The sequence below is a fragment of the Pseudoalteromonas qingdaonensis genome (assembly GCF_038739665.1).
GTDB classification, from domain to species: domain Bacteria; phylum Pseudomonadota; class Gammaproteobacteria; order Enterobacterales; family Alteromonadaceae; genus Pseudoalteromonas; species Pseudoalteromonas qingdaonensis.
Window position 1 is genome coordinate 106082 of record NZ_JBCGCU010000001.1, and the last position, 16722, is coordinate 122803.

A 16722-nucleotide genomic window follows, 5' to 3' on the forward strand; every position below is an offset into this window, starting at 1 on the left:
CTGCTCACCCTCATTAAGTTCCTCATAAAACGCCGGCGAGGAAAGCTAAAAATTAGCTGCGTTATCAATTGCTAGCCAGACACCTGCGAACACCTTTAAGCGCCGCAGGTACCCTGCCTGGATACGCAATAGCTGGGCAAAAACACTCCGCTTTATCGCCTTAAACGACAGCAATATCAAAAGACTGCACTTGTGCACGAACACCCAGTATTTATACAAAGAGATGACCCACAGATCTCTAATATCTTGGTAGCCTAAATATCAATAACAACCCAGTTAAAGGTATAAAAGGCGAACTGATAGCCAGTGATAAACTAGAAAACGAAAAAGGAAATGAGCTTGAAATTGGGGACATGAAGATAATTTACGAACCCCAGAAAAGAAAAAAACCCAGCCATTCGGCTAGGGTCTGTAAAAGTGGTACCAGTGGGCGGGCTAGAATCCGTAACAGTGCCACGCCAAGCGTGGCGCTCAAGTCCGAGCAACGTAAATTACAGGCATACAAAAATATCGGGAATATTTTTGAACGACCGCAGGTCGGCCCAAAGGGTAAGTGCAGGGATTGCACGCATAAAAAAACCCCAGCCAATCGGCTAGGGTTATCAAAAGTGGTCCAGTGGGCGGACTTGAACAGAACCATCAACCCATTGTTATAAAATAAAAATAAAACAGATAACGGCAATCTATACCACCATTCGTACTACTAAATTTCTTTATCACCCTAGCTCCTTTTCAGGCCCTTTGATGCACACCAGAAAAGGCTATTATCAGAGGGGATATATAGAATAGGAAACATGCTCCTAATCAATCGCTAAAACATATACCAAAATTTATGACTCAAATGCCTATCAAAGGGCGTGCATACCGCAGCAATCATTGAGTTGCTCTACATCCCTCCATAGAAGGTATTCACAAAGCCCTTTAGCTTCTCAGCAAGCCGAGGAATTACTTTCTTGCGTTGTAATACACTGGGTGGCTTTTCCATTGTAGCAACGATTTCTTCCCTTAGCGGCTCCTGGTCGCTGAAAATCATGCGCTCAACCAGGGCTTTTACATTGTCAGGAATAAGCTGCTCTTCTTCAGCCATTTGCTGGGTCGCCCTCTCCTTCTCTACTTCCCAATAGGCGGCAAAGGCATCATCCACTTCTTCAGCCGACTTCACTTGCGGCAGGTGCTCTTGAATAAATTTATCGATCAGCTCCTGCTTGCTGCGCAGGTTCGGATCGCCGCCAACCGTCTGCATCAATGCCTTGTATTGATATTGATACTCTTCTTCAGTGCCTGCCTGTTTGAGCTTCCCGAGTAGCTGTAGGATGTAAGCAACGTTCACCACGTCCATTGCCAACAGCTCCAGTTCAAAATCAACCTCTTCTAAAATCGACTCTTTTTCTGATGCGGTGTTGGTCTTTACCTTGTCGTACAGATCAAGGTATTTGCTTTTAAAGTCTTCAAACTCTTGCTCACTTATACGAGTGTCCTCAAAAGTAAAATCTGCAAATGTGGCCAGTATGTTCTTAAGACGCATCAGCTCTCTAAAAGCTTTAATATATTCCAGCTCTTGGTTTTCGTCTTCAAGGTCATTCACACTATCTGGATCGGGAGCTATCGCCAATAATGCGCCAAAAGCTTTATTGAAGAGCTTAAGGAACTCTTCATAGGGCGGCATAATCACCGTATCTTTCGCATCCTTGTTAGAGAACAAGGTTAACGCCTCGTCAGTGCTGTTTTTCAGGTTACGGAAACAGACAATGTTACCCTGCGACTTTTGCTCGTTCAGTATGCGGTTGGTGCGCGAGTAAGCCTGAATCAAGCCATGGTATTTGAGGTTTTTATCAACATACAGGGTGTTGAGGGTCTTACTGTCAAAGCCGGTCAGGAACATATTCACCACCAGCAGGATATCTATTTTACGCTCACGTACCTTTTTCGAGATATCGTTGTAGTAGTTGTAAAACGATTCACTGTCTTTGGTGGTATAGCTACAGCTGAACATCTCGTTGTAATCGCCAATGAACTGTTCTAGCTTATCTCGGCTATGGCTATACGCGGCTTGCGGTTCGGCCACCTCACCCAATACGGCTTCATCTAGGCCGTCGGCATCCGGGTCTTCTTCATTGGCCGCATAAGAGAAGATGGTAGCTATTTTCAGGTTGTGTTTGCCCTCGCTCTTTTTCTTGGCAAATAACTCATAGTATTTGATCAGAGCTGGCACACTCGACACGCAAAACATGCCGGTAAATTCCTGGCTGTGAGTCTTGCGTTTATGCTGAGCAATAATGTAATCAGCGATCTTTTCTAACCTAACATCAGATTCCATCAGCTCTTTGGTATCAATGCCTTCAACCTCAATATCCACCTCATTAGCGCTGTCTTTCTTCTTATAGCGGCCAACGTACTCAATATTGAATTTGAGCACGTTCTCGTCTTTTATAGCATCAACTATGGTGTACTTATGCAGTGGCTTGTGGAACAAGTCGGTGGTGGTATATTTGCGCGATGACTTAGACACGGCGTTTTTGGCAAAGATCGGCGTACCGGTAAAGCCAAACATCTGATGATTGGTAAAGAACTGGCTAATTCTCTGATGAGTCTCACCAAACTGGCTACGATGGCATTCGTCAAAGATGAATATTATGTTCTGATTTTTCACCGGCTCCATGCGCTTGGAATAACGCTTATGGCTGATGGCATGGTTCAGCTTTTGAATGGTGGTTACTATCAGCTTTTCATTGCGGCTTAAATTAACCTTGCCGCCTTTCGCTTTAGTCGAAGACTTGCGTTCACCATTTTCTTCCTTGTAATGAACCTCCTTACCGGTGAATTGGTCAACCAGCACCTTGGTTTTATCGGTACCGTCTACACAGCCTTTCATAAAGCTGTTGAACTCTTTCGCCGTCTGGTAATCCAGGTCTTTTCGGTCAACCACAAATACGACCTTGTGGATCTTGCTGTCGCTCGTTAACAACTGTGCCGTTTTAAACGAGGTCAGGGTTTTACCAGACCCAGTTGTGTGCCAGATATAGCCATTCAGCTTATCAATAGGCTGGTTGTTTGCCTGCAACACCTCACGCTCTGCCACCCGCTCAATAATGGCTTCGGTAGCATAGATCTGATACGGGCGCATAACCATAAGAATGCGGTCAGTTTCGTTCAACACCACATATTTAGTGATCATATCTGTTAGGTGTTGCGGCGTTAAAAACTCGTAGGCAAACTTAGTTAATTCGGTATAACGCTCATTTTCAACATCGGCCCAATAGAAGGTTTGTTTAAAGCTTTGTTTGCGATTATTGGCGTAATACTTAGTATTGACTCCATTTGAAATAACAAATACCTGAACATACTGAAATAAGCCATCTTCCGCCCAGTAGGAGTGGCGTTGGTAACGGTTAATCTGGTTAAACGCCTCTTTAAGCTCTAGCCCTCTTCGCTTAAGTTCAATTTGAATTAGCGGTAAGCCATTAACTAGTATGGTAACGTCATAACGGTTTTTATAATGGCCTTCTACCGTTACTTGCTGAGTTACTTGGAAGTGATTCTTACTAAAGTCATCATCAAGAAATCGAACATAACCAACCGTGCCATCGTCCTTGTTGATTTGTAGCCTATCACGTAGCGTTTTCGCTTTATCAAACACGTTGCCTTTTGATAAGGCATTGCGAATTTGTTTGAGCTCGTTATCACTAATTTCAAACCCATTAAGTTTTGAAAGCTGCTTTTTAAGGTTATCTCTAAGCGAATTAACATCAGTAATTGCTGCCTTTTCAAAGTTTCCCTTTACAAGCTGTGCAACTAGGTTGTTTTCTAATTCTTGTTCTGACTGATAGGCCACATTAATTCCTTCTGCTTCTATTCCCTAAACGAACATTTGCTGTAATAAGCCTTTTTTAAAGGTTTGGGTCAGTTCTATTTGTTGTTTGACGGCACTTACTTTTGCTTCAAGGGCATTAACAAATGATACTATTTTTGCTCTCTCACCCTCACTCGGGATAGGTAAAGGTAATGCGTAAAAATCGGATGTCGTAATGTTCATTCGGTCATGTCTTGCACCAAAGTTAGCTATGCTGTGCATGTATCGGTGCCACATTGTCGTATTGAAATACAGTTCTAAGTAATCGAGTAATGAGTCATCTTTAAACCTGAAAACAGTATACAACGGTGACATTACACCTTGGCCTATGTGATTGCGCTTTATAGGTCCTACTGGAGCTAACTCTGAGATTCTTGGGTTATAAACAAAGTCATTTTTTTCAACAACAGTGTAACCACCTAAGTTTTGTTGGTTAGCAATGTCTTTCTTAAAATAATCACCTTGATTAACGATACCGTCTTTAGCCGAATTTGTTAGAACTGTATTAACAGATTCATCTTTATTCTTTTTACTGTTTTTACTAGCAAGTTTTGACAATGGAACAGTTTGCCACTCAGGAAAGTCATTACCATTTTCGTCTTTAAAGCGAATGTCTTGCTTAAACAACTTTTGCATCACGCCTTTTTTGTACTGAGTTAGCAAGGCATGTTTTTCTTTAAGTAGACTGATTTTTTTATCAACTGAAGAAAGGAAATCAGCTATTTTTTGCTGTTCTTCTATACCTGTAAACCCAATCTTGAATTTTTTAATTTCACCTACAGTCAAAGCCGGTTGAGCACTTCCAAACAGAACTTTCTGAATATGTCTTGTTACAGCACCAGTGTAAAAGCTCTTGTATAGAAAGTCGTTGCTTAGGTTAGGATTACTATTTCTTAGAATGACCATCCCAGAATTAATTCTAATTTGCTCTTCTTCAACAGAGTTATTGAAGTGTGCTATGTTTCCAACAGTCCCTCGTGTAGTCAAAACAAGATCGTTACGAAGTAATTTCCCTTTTCTTAAAGCCGCGTCTTTATCTTTTGTAATATATTGTTTTTCAACGAATTCAAAGCCTGACTTGGTGACATTTTTAGCTGACAAAAACAAACAGTCCCCTTCGTCTAAAAACTCACTTTTTGTAGGGTAATTAGTTCCACGATCACCATCTATTACCTCTATGTATAACTGGTCAATCGTTAATTTTTGCCATTCGTTTTCATATCCTGAGAAACGTAAAGTAGGCTTCATTACTTTTCTCCCATCGAGGGGAAATTTATGCCCAACTCATTTGTAAACTCAAAAATTTCTTTTTCTATGGAGTTTAGATTGGCGGTTACTTTAGATAAACTTTCAGCAACAACATTCAGGTTAATCGGCACTTCTTCTTCAAAGGTATCTACATATCTCGGAATATTGAGGTTAAAGTCATTTTCTTCTGCTATTTCATCAACAGAGGCCACATAAGCAAACTTATCTACAAATTTTCTATTTTCTACAGCTTGTAAAATTGCTTCTAAGTCTTCTTCTCGAAGATAATTCTGATTGGTTGCTTTACCATAATTCTGACTAGCATCAATAAACAGAATATTGTCGCTGTGTTTACGGTTTTTCTTTAAAACCAAAATACAGGTTGGAATCGATGTACCGTAGAATATGTTGGAGGGTAAACCGATAACAGCATCTAGGTAGTTCTTATCTTTGATCAAATGCTTACGAATATGACCTTCAGCAGCACCACGAAATAACACGCCATGCGGTAATACAACGGCCATTGTGCCGTCATCATCTAATTGATGCACCATGTGTTGTACAAAAGCAAAGTCTGCTTTTGAAGCTGGAGCTAGCTTGCCATAATCTTGAAAACGTTCATCAGTTAAAAAGCCTGCGGCTGCACTCCAGCTAGCAGAGAACGGAGGGTTAGCTACTACTGCTTCAAAGCGCTTTTCAATATGGTGTGGCTGTTCTAACGTATCATCTTGTTGAATATCAAATTGACGGTAATGCACACCATGCAAAATCATATTCATTCGAGCAAGGTTATAGGTACTTGGATTTGATTCTTGCCCGTAATAGTTACCAACTTCTTTTACTTCTTTTGCTACCCGCAGTAACAATGAACCTGAACCACAGGTTGGGTCGTAAACACTTCGCAGCTTGTCTTTGCCCATAGTTACGAGCTTTGCTAAAAGCTTGGACACCATTGGGGGTGTATAGAATTCACCAGCTTTTTTACCTGCACCAGATGCGAACTGACCAATTAGGTATTCGTAAGCATCACCTAATACATCGATTTCTGTTTCGTGGTGTAGAAAATCGATATCATCAAGGTGAACAAGGATTTTTGAAATAAGCTCGTTTTTGGCTTTTTCGGTTTTGCCCAACTTGTTTGAGGTTAAATCTAAATCATCGAACAGACCATTGAAGTCATCCTCGGATGCCGTTCCCATAGTGCTTTGTTCAATATGGTTAAGCACTTCAGACAACGCTTCTAAGATAAACTCACCGTTCTCACCTTTTTGAGCAAGTACATGGAATAGCTCGCTCGGCTTTAAAAAGTAACCTAAGTGGTCAATGGCTTCTTCTTGAATGGCTTCTAGGTATTCTTTGCCTTCATCGGTATTTTCATCGATAGCATCAAACTTAATACCGTCTTCTTTTAAAAGCTCATCAGCGTATATATCCATGCGCTCAGACAAATACTTGTAGAAGATAAACCCTAAAATGTAATCACGAAATTCATCGGCACTCATATTGCCGCGCAGGGTGTTGGCAATGTTCCATAGCTGCTTTTCGAGTGCTTTTTTGTGTTGTTCAACCATCGGTGGGTTTGTTCCTACTTAATTATTCTCAAAGCTCATTTGAATTAACGGCTTTGCTTTTTCAATGTCTTGCGCTGTGCGTATCAGCACTTCCAGGTCACCGGTGCCCCAGTGGCCCGTGTTGGTAACGTCTCGGGTAAAGCCTTCTTCCAGTTCAATACTACCCGGCTGTACTTTCAGGTACATAACGATTCGCTCGTCTTTCTTCTGTGGCAGTACATGGAAACTAACGAAGTTTTTAATGCGCTTAAATGCCGTGTAGAGCTTCAGCTCTTTACGCTGTGCATCATCACCTAAAGACTCGCAAAAATCACATAGTTCGTCGTAAAGCTTGAGCAGCTTGTCACTTGAAGTTTCAAGCATGGCCTTATGGCTTTTATCTTGGCTTGTTGCTTTTGATCTTTTGGGCTGGTGGCTTACTTTAACGGCGCCGTTAGCCTTGGTGGTTTGGGTATTTACAAGCTCCAGCATAAGCAGATCCGCGCCAAAATACTTGTAGCGCATTAGCTCTATGTTCTTATCTATCTGCTTGATGGCATGTTCGTCATACTTGGTAAAATCGCTGGCAATGCAGATAAGACGTGCACCTTCCCACTCTACCGCTTCGGCTACGTCATGGGTTAGCTCTTTCATTACCAGCAATTGAAACTCAGCTTTGTGATCCAACAGCCAATCATAATAAAACAGGCCTTGGTTTATCACATTTTCATTGGTGTGGCGCTTGTATTCAATGATCACGGGGCAACCGTTTTCATCTAACCCCAGCGAGTCAATACGCCCACCGTTAGAGGTACTGAACTCCGTTGCCAGGAATCGGACTCCGAGAAAGGTGTCCATATGTTGCTCAACCAATTGCTGAAGGTCTTTTTCGAGTTTTGCTGCCTGGCTTGGCAGTTCAACTACCACGTTTTGGTTGTCACCAAGCTGAAATAATTTGATATCACTCAACGTTCTTCTTCCCTATGCCCTGGCGCAACTACCTACTTTATTTAACAAAAAGCTTTAACCACCTCTGTCCACAAAGATGGTTGCCCACCAGCGAGTGTTTTTCTAATCAGCCAACTTGACCGCCCACTAATATTACGGGTTTGCAACCCATGCTACAAGCAACATATTACCGCCTAAAGGCCCTTACCTGATGCCCAGGGAGCTAGGCGAAAAAGCAGGGGGCTAATATATATTTGCAATACATATCAAACAGGTAGTGGCCGAAAAAAATTTGAAAAAAATTAAATTTTTGACGGAAGAACGCTTTTAGATGTAGATAATAGGTGTTGCCCAAATAAACCTAACTAACAATAAATCGGGGTAACGCCATGAAATTACACGCACCTGTAAAGGTAATCAGAAAACCAGAAGTGCTGGAAACTTTCGGTTTCAGTAACTCAACAATCTATAACCGCATTAACGCCGGTATATTCCCTCCCCCAATATCACTAGGCGGCTCAGCCAAAGGCTGGTTGCAGCATGAAGTGAATGCCGTGCTTGCTGCATACGCCTCCGGGAAATCCACTACAGAAGTACAAGAGCTAGTTAAGGAGCTAGTGGCGCAGCGCATTGAAATTTTGGATACGGGGGCTGCGCTATGAAATTTTTGTACGCCAAGAGCGTAAAAGTAACGGCCAAGTTTTCATATATCGACTGGGGTGACTTAGTGAAGTATGTTATATCGCCACCGAATATGGGAGCACTATCTCCTGATGATATAAAGAAGAAATCCCCCATCATTGTCGGTACAGATGCGCCGAACAAGAAACAAGCAACCATTACCGCGCACAATAATCTTACCCTACTACGCCTCGATATTGACGATAGTGAGTTCGATATTGACGGCGTAAAAGCCATATTGGCGCAGCTGGGAATCACTTCATATATCATTCACACCACGGTCAAGCATCAGTATGGCAACCATGGCAATCGCTACCGCGTCTATATACAAATAGCTGCTGGTATACCTTTAAGGTGGTGGGCGCCGATTCAAGCATACCTAGGTAATATATTCCGTGCCGATGACTGCTCTACTCGTCTTTATCAAGGAATGTATTTACCTGCAAGATACTCAGGTGACTGCTACGAATATGTTGTTGGTGAGGGTACGCCATTACCTATTGAAGGATCAAAGCTATTAAGCGATGCCTTATTGTTCGAACAAGAGCAAAAAGAAGAGAAACTCGCTTTCAATACAAGCATTGCACCTAAGCCTGCATATGTAGAAACCTTGGTAGGTAGCCAAGTCTCTATCATTGATCTTGTAAATAATTCCTACTCTTGGGATTACCTTCTAACCCAGCACGGCTACAAACGCCAAGGTAATGCCTACTTGCCCCCAGAATCATCAAGCGGTAAAGCAGGCGCATATATTCTCACCAGTATGACCGATGGCAGAGAAAGGCTTTACTCCCATCATTCAAGCGATCCCTGCGCCATAGGCCACTGCATTGATCAGTTTGATTTCCTCACTATCCGCGATTTTGGTGGTGACCCGAAGCTAGCACTCAGAGAGCTGGCAAAAAAATTCCCTGATGTGAATAAACATAACAAGAATGAATGGGCTATTTCGCAACATAACGAGCGAGTTAGAACATCACGTAAGCAAGGAGAATTATCATGACAGTATTATCGCCGGACAAAAAGTTCGATGTCCAAATCCCCGAAAGCACTAAAAAAGAAGGCCCTGACTTTGAGGATATCAACTCAGAAGGTAAGCCTTTGAATACAAATACAAATCTTGAAGCTCTTGTTAAGTATTTAGGGTTTGAGATTAGATTCAACATGATGACGTTTGAACCTGAACTCTACTGTTCTACAACCCATGCTCCATTGAATTGGTCGCCAGAAGAAATTGTAAGCGAATTGATATCTCAATCTGAGAGGCATGGTTTGAGTAAAACCGCAGAAAGGTACCACTTCATCGCCTTGGCTCAGAGTAATAAGTATCATCCAGTAGCTGACTGGTTAGACTCAGGGCAATGGGACGGGGAAAAGAGAGTTGAAAAGGTGCTCGCGTGCTTGAATGCTCTCAACGAAGAGTACGCAATGACAGTTATGAAGCGGTGGCTTGTTGGCGCCGTGGCTTCGCTTTATGAGCCAAACTTTTCCAGTAAGCTTGTGCCCGTGCTTCATGGTGATCAATGCTTTAGAAAGACGGCGTTCCTTTCCCGTCTATGTAACATTTTTGCAAATGCGTTTCTAGAAGGCGCAGAATTAAACCCCGATAATAAAGACAGCGTGTTGTCATGTATGAGAGCTTGGTTAACTGAACTTGGTGAGCTTGAGCGGACAAATAAGAATAGTCAAGGCTCGTTAAAAGCGTTTATCACCAAAATGATTGATACGGTTCGTCCACCCTACGCCAAGCGGGATATAAAAAAACCACGTCAATCCCACCTTATTGCCACGGTTAACGGCCTAGGTTTCCTAAAAGATGACACAGGCTCTAGCCGCTTCTGTGTTATTGAAATGGGAAGCCCAGCGGATATGGATACCTTAAACAAAATTCTTGGCTGGCAATACAATCCTACAGGCGCTTTAAGACTGTTGGAACCTGAGCTTTTGAGACAGTTTTGGTTAGAAGTGAAGCACATGTATCAGTCAGGCTATGGTTGGAATCTAACTGATCAAGAACGTGCGCTCGCTGCAAAGATTAATGACGAATACCAAGATAAAGGCAGTTGGTATGACTATATTCTGGGCGCATATTTATCGACCGACAATGACAAATACTTTGACGAATGGCGCAATGCGGCAAGCTTAGTAGATACAGACCCTAAATTGCAGGCTGTGAATACTAGGGTTATAGGTAAAGCTCTGGCACAACTGCACAAAGAAGGTTTCTTAGAGGTTGAAACTCGCAGAGGGGGTGCCAAGTTCTATCGTAAGCCTTTGACAAGCTTTGGATTTAAGTAGTGCTGGGTAATTGGTGAAAGAGAAGTCAGGTTTTCTCTCTTTCATCGCGCTTTAACTAGGTGGTAGGCCTTTAATATCAAAGGGTTCAAGCAAAAATGGTTAAAGGGAGAGTGAATTTTCTAAACTTTTTATTTATTAAATAGAAAACCAGCTAGGTTAGTAATACAAGCAGTTATTTTTTAAAGTCTCAAGCTCCTCTTTCATCATCCACCAGATCCAACCGATTCACCGTACAACAAAGAACAGGCTATTTGGCTACCTACCCCTTGTTAGGTTCCTTTTCGGGTATCGGTGCCGTGCGGGGGTCGCAGAGTGCAGAGAGCAACCACTCAGAACTGAGCATTTACTCTAAATACTTGATGTGTGAATTGATAAAGCAGGCTATAGCATCAAATTTAGTCTTGCCACATTAGAAGGATATAAAATGACCATTTCAAAAATTGGCAATATCCTAGATGTTCTGCTATTGATTTCATGGGGCCCTCATCAGGTGGTTCTTCGGGATCCTAACCAACGAGGTTTAATAAGTTATCAACAGCGGAGGTTTCATGACTATTATTTGCCCGAAGTGTAACTATGAAAGAAAAGATACTGATATAAACCCTGAATGGGAGTGCCCCTCTTGTGGTGTCGCATATGCTAAAGTTCAACAAAAGCAAACGTCGCTCGCCAAAGAGCCAAGTAACACCAAATCATCGAGAATAGATAAGATCATAAAAAACAAACTCTTTGTTGTTGGGTTTATATGCTTAACGGTTGGGTACTTCGCAGGACGTGAACACCTAAAGTACCAAGTTCGCTCCTCCATGGAAGGCGTTTTATCGAGTTTTTCTGAAAGCCTGTCACCTAAAAAAGAGCAAAGCTTCATTGAGGAAAAAATTTCAGATTTTAAAAGTGCTCTAAAGCCAAAGTTTGTATCTCCCATCATTTCAAATAAAAGCTACAAAAAGTATAAGTACGATGAAGCTATAACTTTCGACGTTACTTGGGACACCTCAGAGCTTGATAAACCTACCAGAGCCATAAAAGGCATACTAATATTTTCGGATCTTTTTGGGGAAAGCCAGTTTCGTATAAGAACAACGATTAATAACCCATTATCACCAAAGACATTTTTTACTGAGACAGGAATTGGCTTTGATTATAATCAGTTCAAAGATTCCCACAATTGGATGCTAGTTACCGACGTGAAAGACATGAAAGTGACCTTTGATGTGCAAAATGTTATTTACGCTGATGGCACTTCCGAATCTTTTGAATAAACCTAACTCAATTTTTCGAAGAGAAAAGTTATCATCTTTAACCAGGACTTGACGCTCTCATGATGAATTCTGACCACCACTCCATTAATGGGCGTCTGCGCTCGATATAATCGGTGCGGTTGTATGCTCTGCGCACCTCGTTTTTGTCTACATGCGCTAGCGCCGCTTCAATAAGGTCAGGATTTAGTCCGTGCTCATTCATTGCTGTACTGGCAATGGAGCGCATACCATGCGCCACCAGCCTATTTTTGAATCCCATCCTTTTTAACGCAGCATTGGCTGTTTGCGGATTACTGGGTTCGTTAGGGTGGCGATCACTTGGAAATACATATTCACGGTGACCACTTATCGGATGCATCCTCTCAAGAATCTTAATAGCCGACAGGGTTAGTGGCACTATATGTTCGCGTTTCATTTTCATACGTTCAGCGGGAATGACCCAAACACGATTATCAAAATCTATCTCTTCCCACTTTACTCCAGCTGCCTCACTTGCCCGTGTGATTGTATGAAGTTGCCACTCAATTAGGCACCTTGTGGTTATCTTTATACTGGCATAAGCAAGCGTATTCATAAGCTCTGGCAGCTCACTAGGCTTGAGCGCTGGAAGGTTTTTCTGCTTTGGAGTTTCAAACGCCGCTTTTATACCTGCTAGAGGGTTATGGTGGATGACTCCAGTATTTACGGCAAAAACCATTACTTCATTTAGGTGGCGGATAACCTTATTTGTTGTTTCCAAGCTCCCTTTCGCAGCTAATGGCTTTAAAACTGCGATGGTTTCCGGGGCATTGATTTGGGAGATAGGGTGATTGGCTAGTTTAGGAAACACATGATTCTGAAAATTGCGCCATAGGCTGGTGGCCGTACTTTCTGCAATTCGCGTCTTTTTAACTTCAAACCATGTTTGCGCCACTGACATTAACGTAGTTTCAAGCTCAAGCTTGTCAGCTCGCTGTTGCTGCTCCTTCTCTAGCTTAGGGTCTTTACCATCAGCCAGTAGTTCCCGCGCCGCTATTTTGCGTTTTCGAGCATCGGCTAATGATACTTCGGGGTAACTGCCCAAGCTTAAAGAGGATCTCGCTTTTGAAATTGGCTTATAGTAATCAAGTAACCACTGTTTAGAGCCGTTCGGCATGATCCTTAACTGCAAGCCTTCACCATCGGCCAGCTTGTAAAGCTTGTCCCGTGGCCTAGCCTGTTTTACTTGGGTATTCGTAAGCGGGGTGACGATTTTAGCCATGGTAAGTAGTACAACTTGTATAAAAACCAAACTGTACTACTAAATGTACTACTAAAATTACTGAATGTCCGTAGATGTGGTTGATTTATTTTGGACATAAAAAAAGCCCAATTTTCTAATATATATCAGAAAGTTTGGACTCATCTGGTTCATAACGAACCGAAAAGTGGTACCAGTGGGCGGACTTGAACCGCCACGCCCGAAGGCAACGGATTTTGAATCCGTCATGTCTACCAATTCCATCACACTGGCATCTTTTTTCTTTAACCTTCTCAGCGAGAAGATAAAGAAAAACCACTTCAGAGCAAAGGCTTTGTTTATCTGCCCTCATCTCTATGCCCTGCATTATACAAAGAATGATAAGCGCGGCAAGCGTTTTATGTTATTAGCGTGTCAACTGCCGATTATTCAACCAAAGCAGGGGTTTTGCCTGTCTTTTATCTCGATTTGAAGGCCTTTGCCCTCACCGCCAAACCGGGAAAGCGTCGCCTTTGTAATCGCCCTTTGTTACACTGTCGCCGATTTTATTTGCGAGAAATATCATAATGTCATCGAATTCTGCGCCTGCGGGCATTGGTCGCCGTCTTGCTTCACTTATTTATGACGGCTTAGTGGTTATTGCCTTTGCCATGCTCACTACCGTGGTCTTTTTATTATTGGTACAAGCCGGTGTATCCCTGGGCTGGATTGCCATGGGCGAGGCCGAAGATGTGGCCGCGTTGATCCAAGAAAATACTGTGCTTTATGTTATTCGCGATATTCTCCTGGTACTGGTGAGCATTAGCTTTTTTGGTTATTTCTGGAGTAAAAGCGGACAGACCATAGGCATGCGCGCCTGGCGCTTACAGGTACGCCGTTTAGATGGTTCTTTACCCACCTTTTGGCAAGGCGCATGGCGTAGTTTAGCCGCCCTGCTCGGCCTAGGTAACCTGCTGGTTTTGGTGGATTTTAAGAATAAACGCGCACTGCAGGATTACCTCTCTGGCTGTGAGGTTGTCACCCTATCGAAAGAAGATAATAAAAAGGTCTATCGCGCCCTGGATTAATGCAGGAGCACATTGCCGATAATCCCGACAAAAGGTGCCGTAAATGACATGTCGGCGCAACGCGCCGACCTGTAACCACTCTTTTATTCAACCTAAACGCTTTCTGATCGCGGCGCTCGTTGTATAGCATAGCAACAAAGAGCAGGATGCGTTTAGGCAGCATCAACCAAAATAATTAAGCGTGACGAGCGCAGGAAGTACAAGGCAAAAATGGTCAAAATGCCGCAGTTTACATAGAGTAAATGAGGACATTGAAACCATTTTTAACACCGTAATTGTGAGCGAAGTAGCTTTAATTACGGCGCTTGAGTAGGTAGCTGGCAAAGATGATAAACAGCAGGCTCGGCAGTACCGCACCGATAAAGGCTGGGATCTGATAAACAAACACTATTGGCCCGAAGATGCGGTCGGTGAGGTGGAACACTATACCCGTGATCACCCCCATAACGATGCGCGCACCCATGGTCACGGTACGCAGCGGCCCAAAGATAAACGACAGTGCCACCAGTAACATCACCCCAAGCGCCACCGGCTGCATGATTTTACGCCACAGGGCGAGTTCATAGGTACTGGTATCCTGATCATTTTGCTTTAGGTACTGCAAATAAGACCAAAGGCCGGTAAAAGACAGGGTTTCTGGCTTCACCGACACCACGCCCAGCTTCTCCGAAGTCAGCTGCGAGGCATAAAAGTATTCGTCCTGAGTCTGCTCGCTAATTTGCTGCTCCGACATATGCAAGGTTCTTACATCACGCAGCATCCAACCGCCGTCACGGCTGAAACCATTGGCCGCAAAGGTTACCTGCTGCAATTGCAGTTCCTTGTCAAAATGATACATGCGAATGCCGTTTAGTTGGCCTTGCTGATCAACGTCCTCAATATTAATAAAGACATCGCCATCTTTGGCCCAGACCCCTTGTTGGGCGCTGAAAACTTCACCCCCGAATATGGCTTGCGAACGCAGTTGCTTAGCGGTTTGCTCCGCCTTGGGCACGCCCCACTCGGCCATGGCCATCATAAGTATGGCCATCACTATGGCGGTTTTCATTACCGAACCAATCACTTGCAGACGCGACATACCAGCGGCCTGCATCACCACCAATTCGCTGTTAGATGCAAGTGCACCTAACCCCGTCAAGCCGCCGATCAGCGCCGCCATGGGGAAGAAAACCACCACATCACCGGGAATGCTGTACAGGGTGTAGAGCATGGCGTCTATGATGTCATAACTGCCCCGCCCCACCGACTTCAATTGCTCGATAAATTTGATCAGGGTGCTTATGCCCACCAAGACCAGCAAAGCAAACCCTGTGGTTTGTAATATGCTGCGCCCTAAATACCAGTCTAATGTTTTCATGCTGTGGCACCTCTGCGCTTAAAGCTGGCGCGCAGCCAGGCACCCAGGGGGCGTCCTTTAATAATCAAAAATGCACCTATAAATAAAGCACTTAAATGCACCCACCATAATCCTGCGGAAACCGGGATTTTGCCATCTTCCAGGGCAAACTTGGCGGCATTAAGCAAGATAAAATAACCCAGGTACAGAGCGATGGCCGGCACTAACTTGGCAAACTTACCCTGTCGTGGATTAACCACACTGAGCGGCACCGCAATTAAGGTCAGCAAGGGAATGGATAAGGGAATGGCTAAGCGCCATTGAAACTGCGACACCGCCTCATTGCTATCTTGTTTTAATAATTCAGAGGTGGGCACGGCTTCCAGCTTACGTCGCTTATGCTCTATGGCCTGGTCACGAATTTGCACCTGATAGCTGTCAAATTCGGTGCGCTGTAAATCAAGCCCCTGATCTTTTAATTCCACCCGTTGGCCTTGGCTTAGAATAAGCTTCTGTTCGCCATTTTCATGCTCTTCTACCTGACCTTGGTCGGCATAAACGATCAGGGATTTCTGCGCCTCTTCACCGCGCAACAACTGGGCCACAAAAACCCGGTTCAGCGTACGACCGCCGTTGTCGATATTGTGAATAAAGACCACCGCCTGCTCGTTACCAGTTTCCTGGAAACGGCCGGCACGCAAAGCAGACAAACCGGCTTCGGCCTCGGCGCGTTCTTTAAGCTGATATTCTTTTTCACTGGCCCAGGGCGCCAAATAGAGAGTCATGGCTCCGGCTAAAATGGCCAGCACGGTACTGGAGATTAAGGTCACCCGCACCACATACCATTCGCTGACGCCACAAGCTTTTAAAACCGTCATTTCGCTGTCGGCATACACTCGGCTATACGCGAGAATAATACCCAGGAATATACTCAGAGGGAGAATCAAGGAAGCCAGTTGCGGCAACTTTAAGGCAACCACAGAAAGCACCAGTTTTGCTGGAATACTACCCTCAGAGGCATCGCCTAAAATGACAACGAATTTTTGACTCACAAATATCGTCATGAGGGTAACAAAAACAGCCACCTGCGACTTCAAAACTTCTGCGGTTAAGTATCTAAAAATCAGCAATGTGCGCCCCTAAAAACGTCGTGTTTCACTGGCATAGTGGGAAAATTTGAGTAAACTAGTTATTTTAGTCACTTTATTATATGTCAAGCGGATCAAATATCCTACCTAAGGCATGTAATTGTCTACACTTTAG

General features: G+C 43.6%; 12 protein-coding genes and 1 tRNA gene. 5 read left to right on the top strand and 8 right to left on the bottom strand.

Features of this window, described 5'->3' with window-relative positions:
* Positions 1-886: 886 nt before the first annotated feature.
* The 4 genes from WCN91_RS00510 to WCN91_RS00525 are packed head-to-tail and all read right to left on the bottom strand — an operon-like array spanning position 887 to position 7617.
* A complete protein-coding gene (locus WCN91_RS00510) occupies positions 887-3832 on the bottom strand; it encodes a type I restriction endonuclease subunit R (protein ID WP_342675479.1) in 2946 nt (981 codons plus the stop codon).
* Positions 3833-3856: 24 nt separating this feature from the next.
* On the bottom strand, positions 3857-5098 hold the full coding sequence (locus tag WCN91_RS00515) for a restriction endonuclease subunit S (RefSeq protein WP_342675480.1): 1242 nt from the start codon (positions 5096-5098) through the stop codon (positions 3857-3859).
* Entirely contained in the window at positions 5098-6669 is a 1572-nt protein-coding gene (locus WCN91_RS00520) for a type I restriction-modification system subunit M (protein WP_342675481.1), read from the bottom strand. The genes WCN91_RS00515 and WCN91_RS00520 overlap by 1 nt, the downstream gene beginning before the upstream one ends.
* 18 nt (positions 6670-6687) lie before the next feature.
* Positions 6688-7617: a DUF5655 domain-containing protein gene (locus WCN91_RS00525; RefSeq protein ID WP_342675482.1), complete on the bottom strand. Its 930-nt coding sequence runs from the start codon at positions 7615-7617 to the stop codon at positions 6688-6690.
* A 368-nt stretch (positions 7618-7985) separates the two neighbouring features.
* Between WCN91_RS00525 and WCN91_RS00530 the strand changes: the two genes are divergently transcribed.
* From WCN91_RS00530 to WCN91_RS00545, 4 genes are all read left to right on the top strand, one after another.
* Positions 7986-8258, top strand: coding sequence for a helix-turn-helix transcriptional regulator (locus WCN91_RS00530; protein WP_342675483.1), 273 nt, complete (start codon positions 7986-7988; stop codon positions 8256-8258).
* Positions 8255-9280, top strand: coding sequence for a hypothetical protein (locus WCN91_RS00535; protein ID WP_342675484.1), 1026 nt, complete (start codon positions 8255-8257; stop codon positions 9278-9280). Before WCN91_RS00530 ends, WCN91_RS00535 begins: the two co-directional genes overlap by 4 nt.
* A complete protein-coding gene (locus WCN91_RS00540; RefSeq protein WP_342675485.1) occupies positions 9277-10575 on the top strand; it encodes a VapE domain-containing protein in 1299 nt (432 codons plus the stop codon). The genes WCN91_RS00535 and WCN91_RS00540 overlap by 4 nt, the downstream gene beginning before the upstream one ends.
* A 548-nt stretch (positions 10576-11123) precedes the next feature.
* The gene (locus WCN91_RS00545) at positions 11124-11837 is read left to right on the top strand and encodes a hypothetical protein (RefSeq protein WP_342675486.1); all 714 of its coding nucleotides are present in this window, start codon (positions 11124-11126) and stop codon (positions 11835-11837) included.
* A gap of 37 nt (positions 11838-11874) precedes the next feature.
* On the opposite strand, the gene WCN91_RS00550 is transcribed toward WCN91_RS00545, so the two are convergent.
* Together WCN91_RS00550 and WCN91_RS00555 are read right to left on the bottom strand one after the other, a co-directional pair.
* Positions 11875-13077: an integrase domain-containing protein gene (locus tag WCN91_RS00550; protein ID WP_342675487.1), complete on the bottom strand. Its 1203-nt coding sequence runs from the start codon at positions 13075-13077 to the stop codon at positions 11875-11877.
* Between the two features lie 167 nt (positions 13078-13244).
* A tRNA-Leu gene (locus tag WCN91_RS00555) sits at positions 13245-13329 on the bottom strand.
* A gap of 293 nt (positions 13330-13622) precedes the next feature.
* Between WCN91_RS00555 and WCN91_RS00560 the strand changes: the two genes are divergently transcribed.
* Entirely contained in the window at positions 13623-14123 is a 501-nt protein-coding gene (locus WCN91_RS00560; protein WP_342675488.1) for an RDD family protein, read from the top strand.
* A gap of 292 nt (positions 14124-14415) precedes the next feature.
* Here WCN91_RS00560 and lptG read toward each other — a convergent pair whose 3' ends face one another.
* Both lptG and lptF read right to left on the bottom strand, forming a co-directional pair.
* Positions 14416-15480: an LPS export ABC transporter permease LptG gene (lptG, locus tag WCN91_RS00565; protein ID WP_342675489.1), complete on the bottom strand. Its 1065-nt coding sequence runs from the start codon at positions 15478-15480 to the stop codon at positions 14416-14418.
* The gene (gene lptF, locus WCN91_RS00570) at positions 15477-16589 is read right to left on the bottom strand and encodes an LPS export ABC transporter permease LptF (protein WP_342675490.1); all 1113 of its coding nucleotides are present in this window, start codon (positions 16587-16589) and stop codon (positions 15477-15479) included. The genes lptG and lptF overlap by 4 nt, the downstream gene beginning before the upstream one ends.
* Positions 16590-16722: the final 133 nt, after the last annotated feature.

Excerpts from the sequence above, each read along its gene's own strand:
- WCN91_RS00515 (WP_342675480.1), bottom strand. The coding sequence starts at position 5,098 with ATGAAGCCTACTTTACGTTTCTCAGGATATGAAAACGAATGGCAAAAA.
- WCN91_RS00520 (WP_342675481.1), bottom strand. The coding sequence starts at position 6,669 with ATGGTTGAACAACACAAAAAAGCACTCGAAAAGCAGCTATGGAACATT.
- WCN91_RS00530 (WP_342675483.1), top strand. The coding sequence starts at position 7,986 with ATGAAATTACACGCACCTGTAAAGGTAATCAGAAAACCAGAAGTGCTG.
- WCN91_RS00535 (WP_342675484.1), top strand. The coding sequence starts at position 8,255 with ATGAAATTTTTGTACGCCAAGAGCGTAAAAGTAACGGCCAAGTTTTCA.
- WCN91_RS00540 (WP_342675485.1), top strand. The coding sequence starts at position 9,277 with ATGACAGTATTATCGCCGGACAAAAAGTTCGATGTCCAAATCCCCGAA.
- WCN91_RS00545 (WP_342675486.1), top strand. The coding sequence starts at position 11,124 with ATGACTATTATTTGCCCGAAGTGTAACTATGAAAGAAAAGATACTGAT.
- WCN91_RS00550 (WP_342675487.1), bottom strand. The coding sequence starts at position 13,077 with ATGGCTAAAATCGTCACCCCGCTTACGAATACCCAAGTAAAACAGGCT.
- WCN91_RS00560 (WP_342675488.1), top strand. The coding sequence starts at position 13,623 with ATGTCATCGAATTCTGCGCCTGCGGGCATTGGTCGCCGTCTTGCTTCA.
- lptG (WP_342675489.1), bottom strand. The coding sequence starts at position 15,480 with ATGAAAACATTAGACTGGTATTTAGGGCGCAGCATATTACAAACCACA.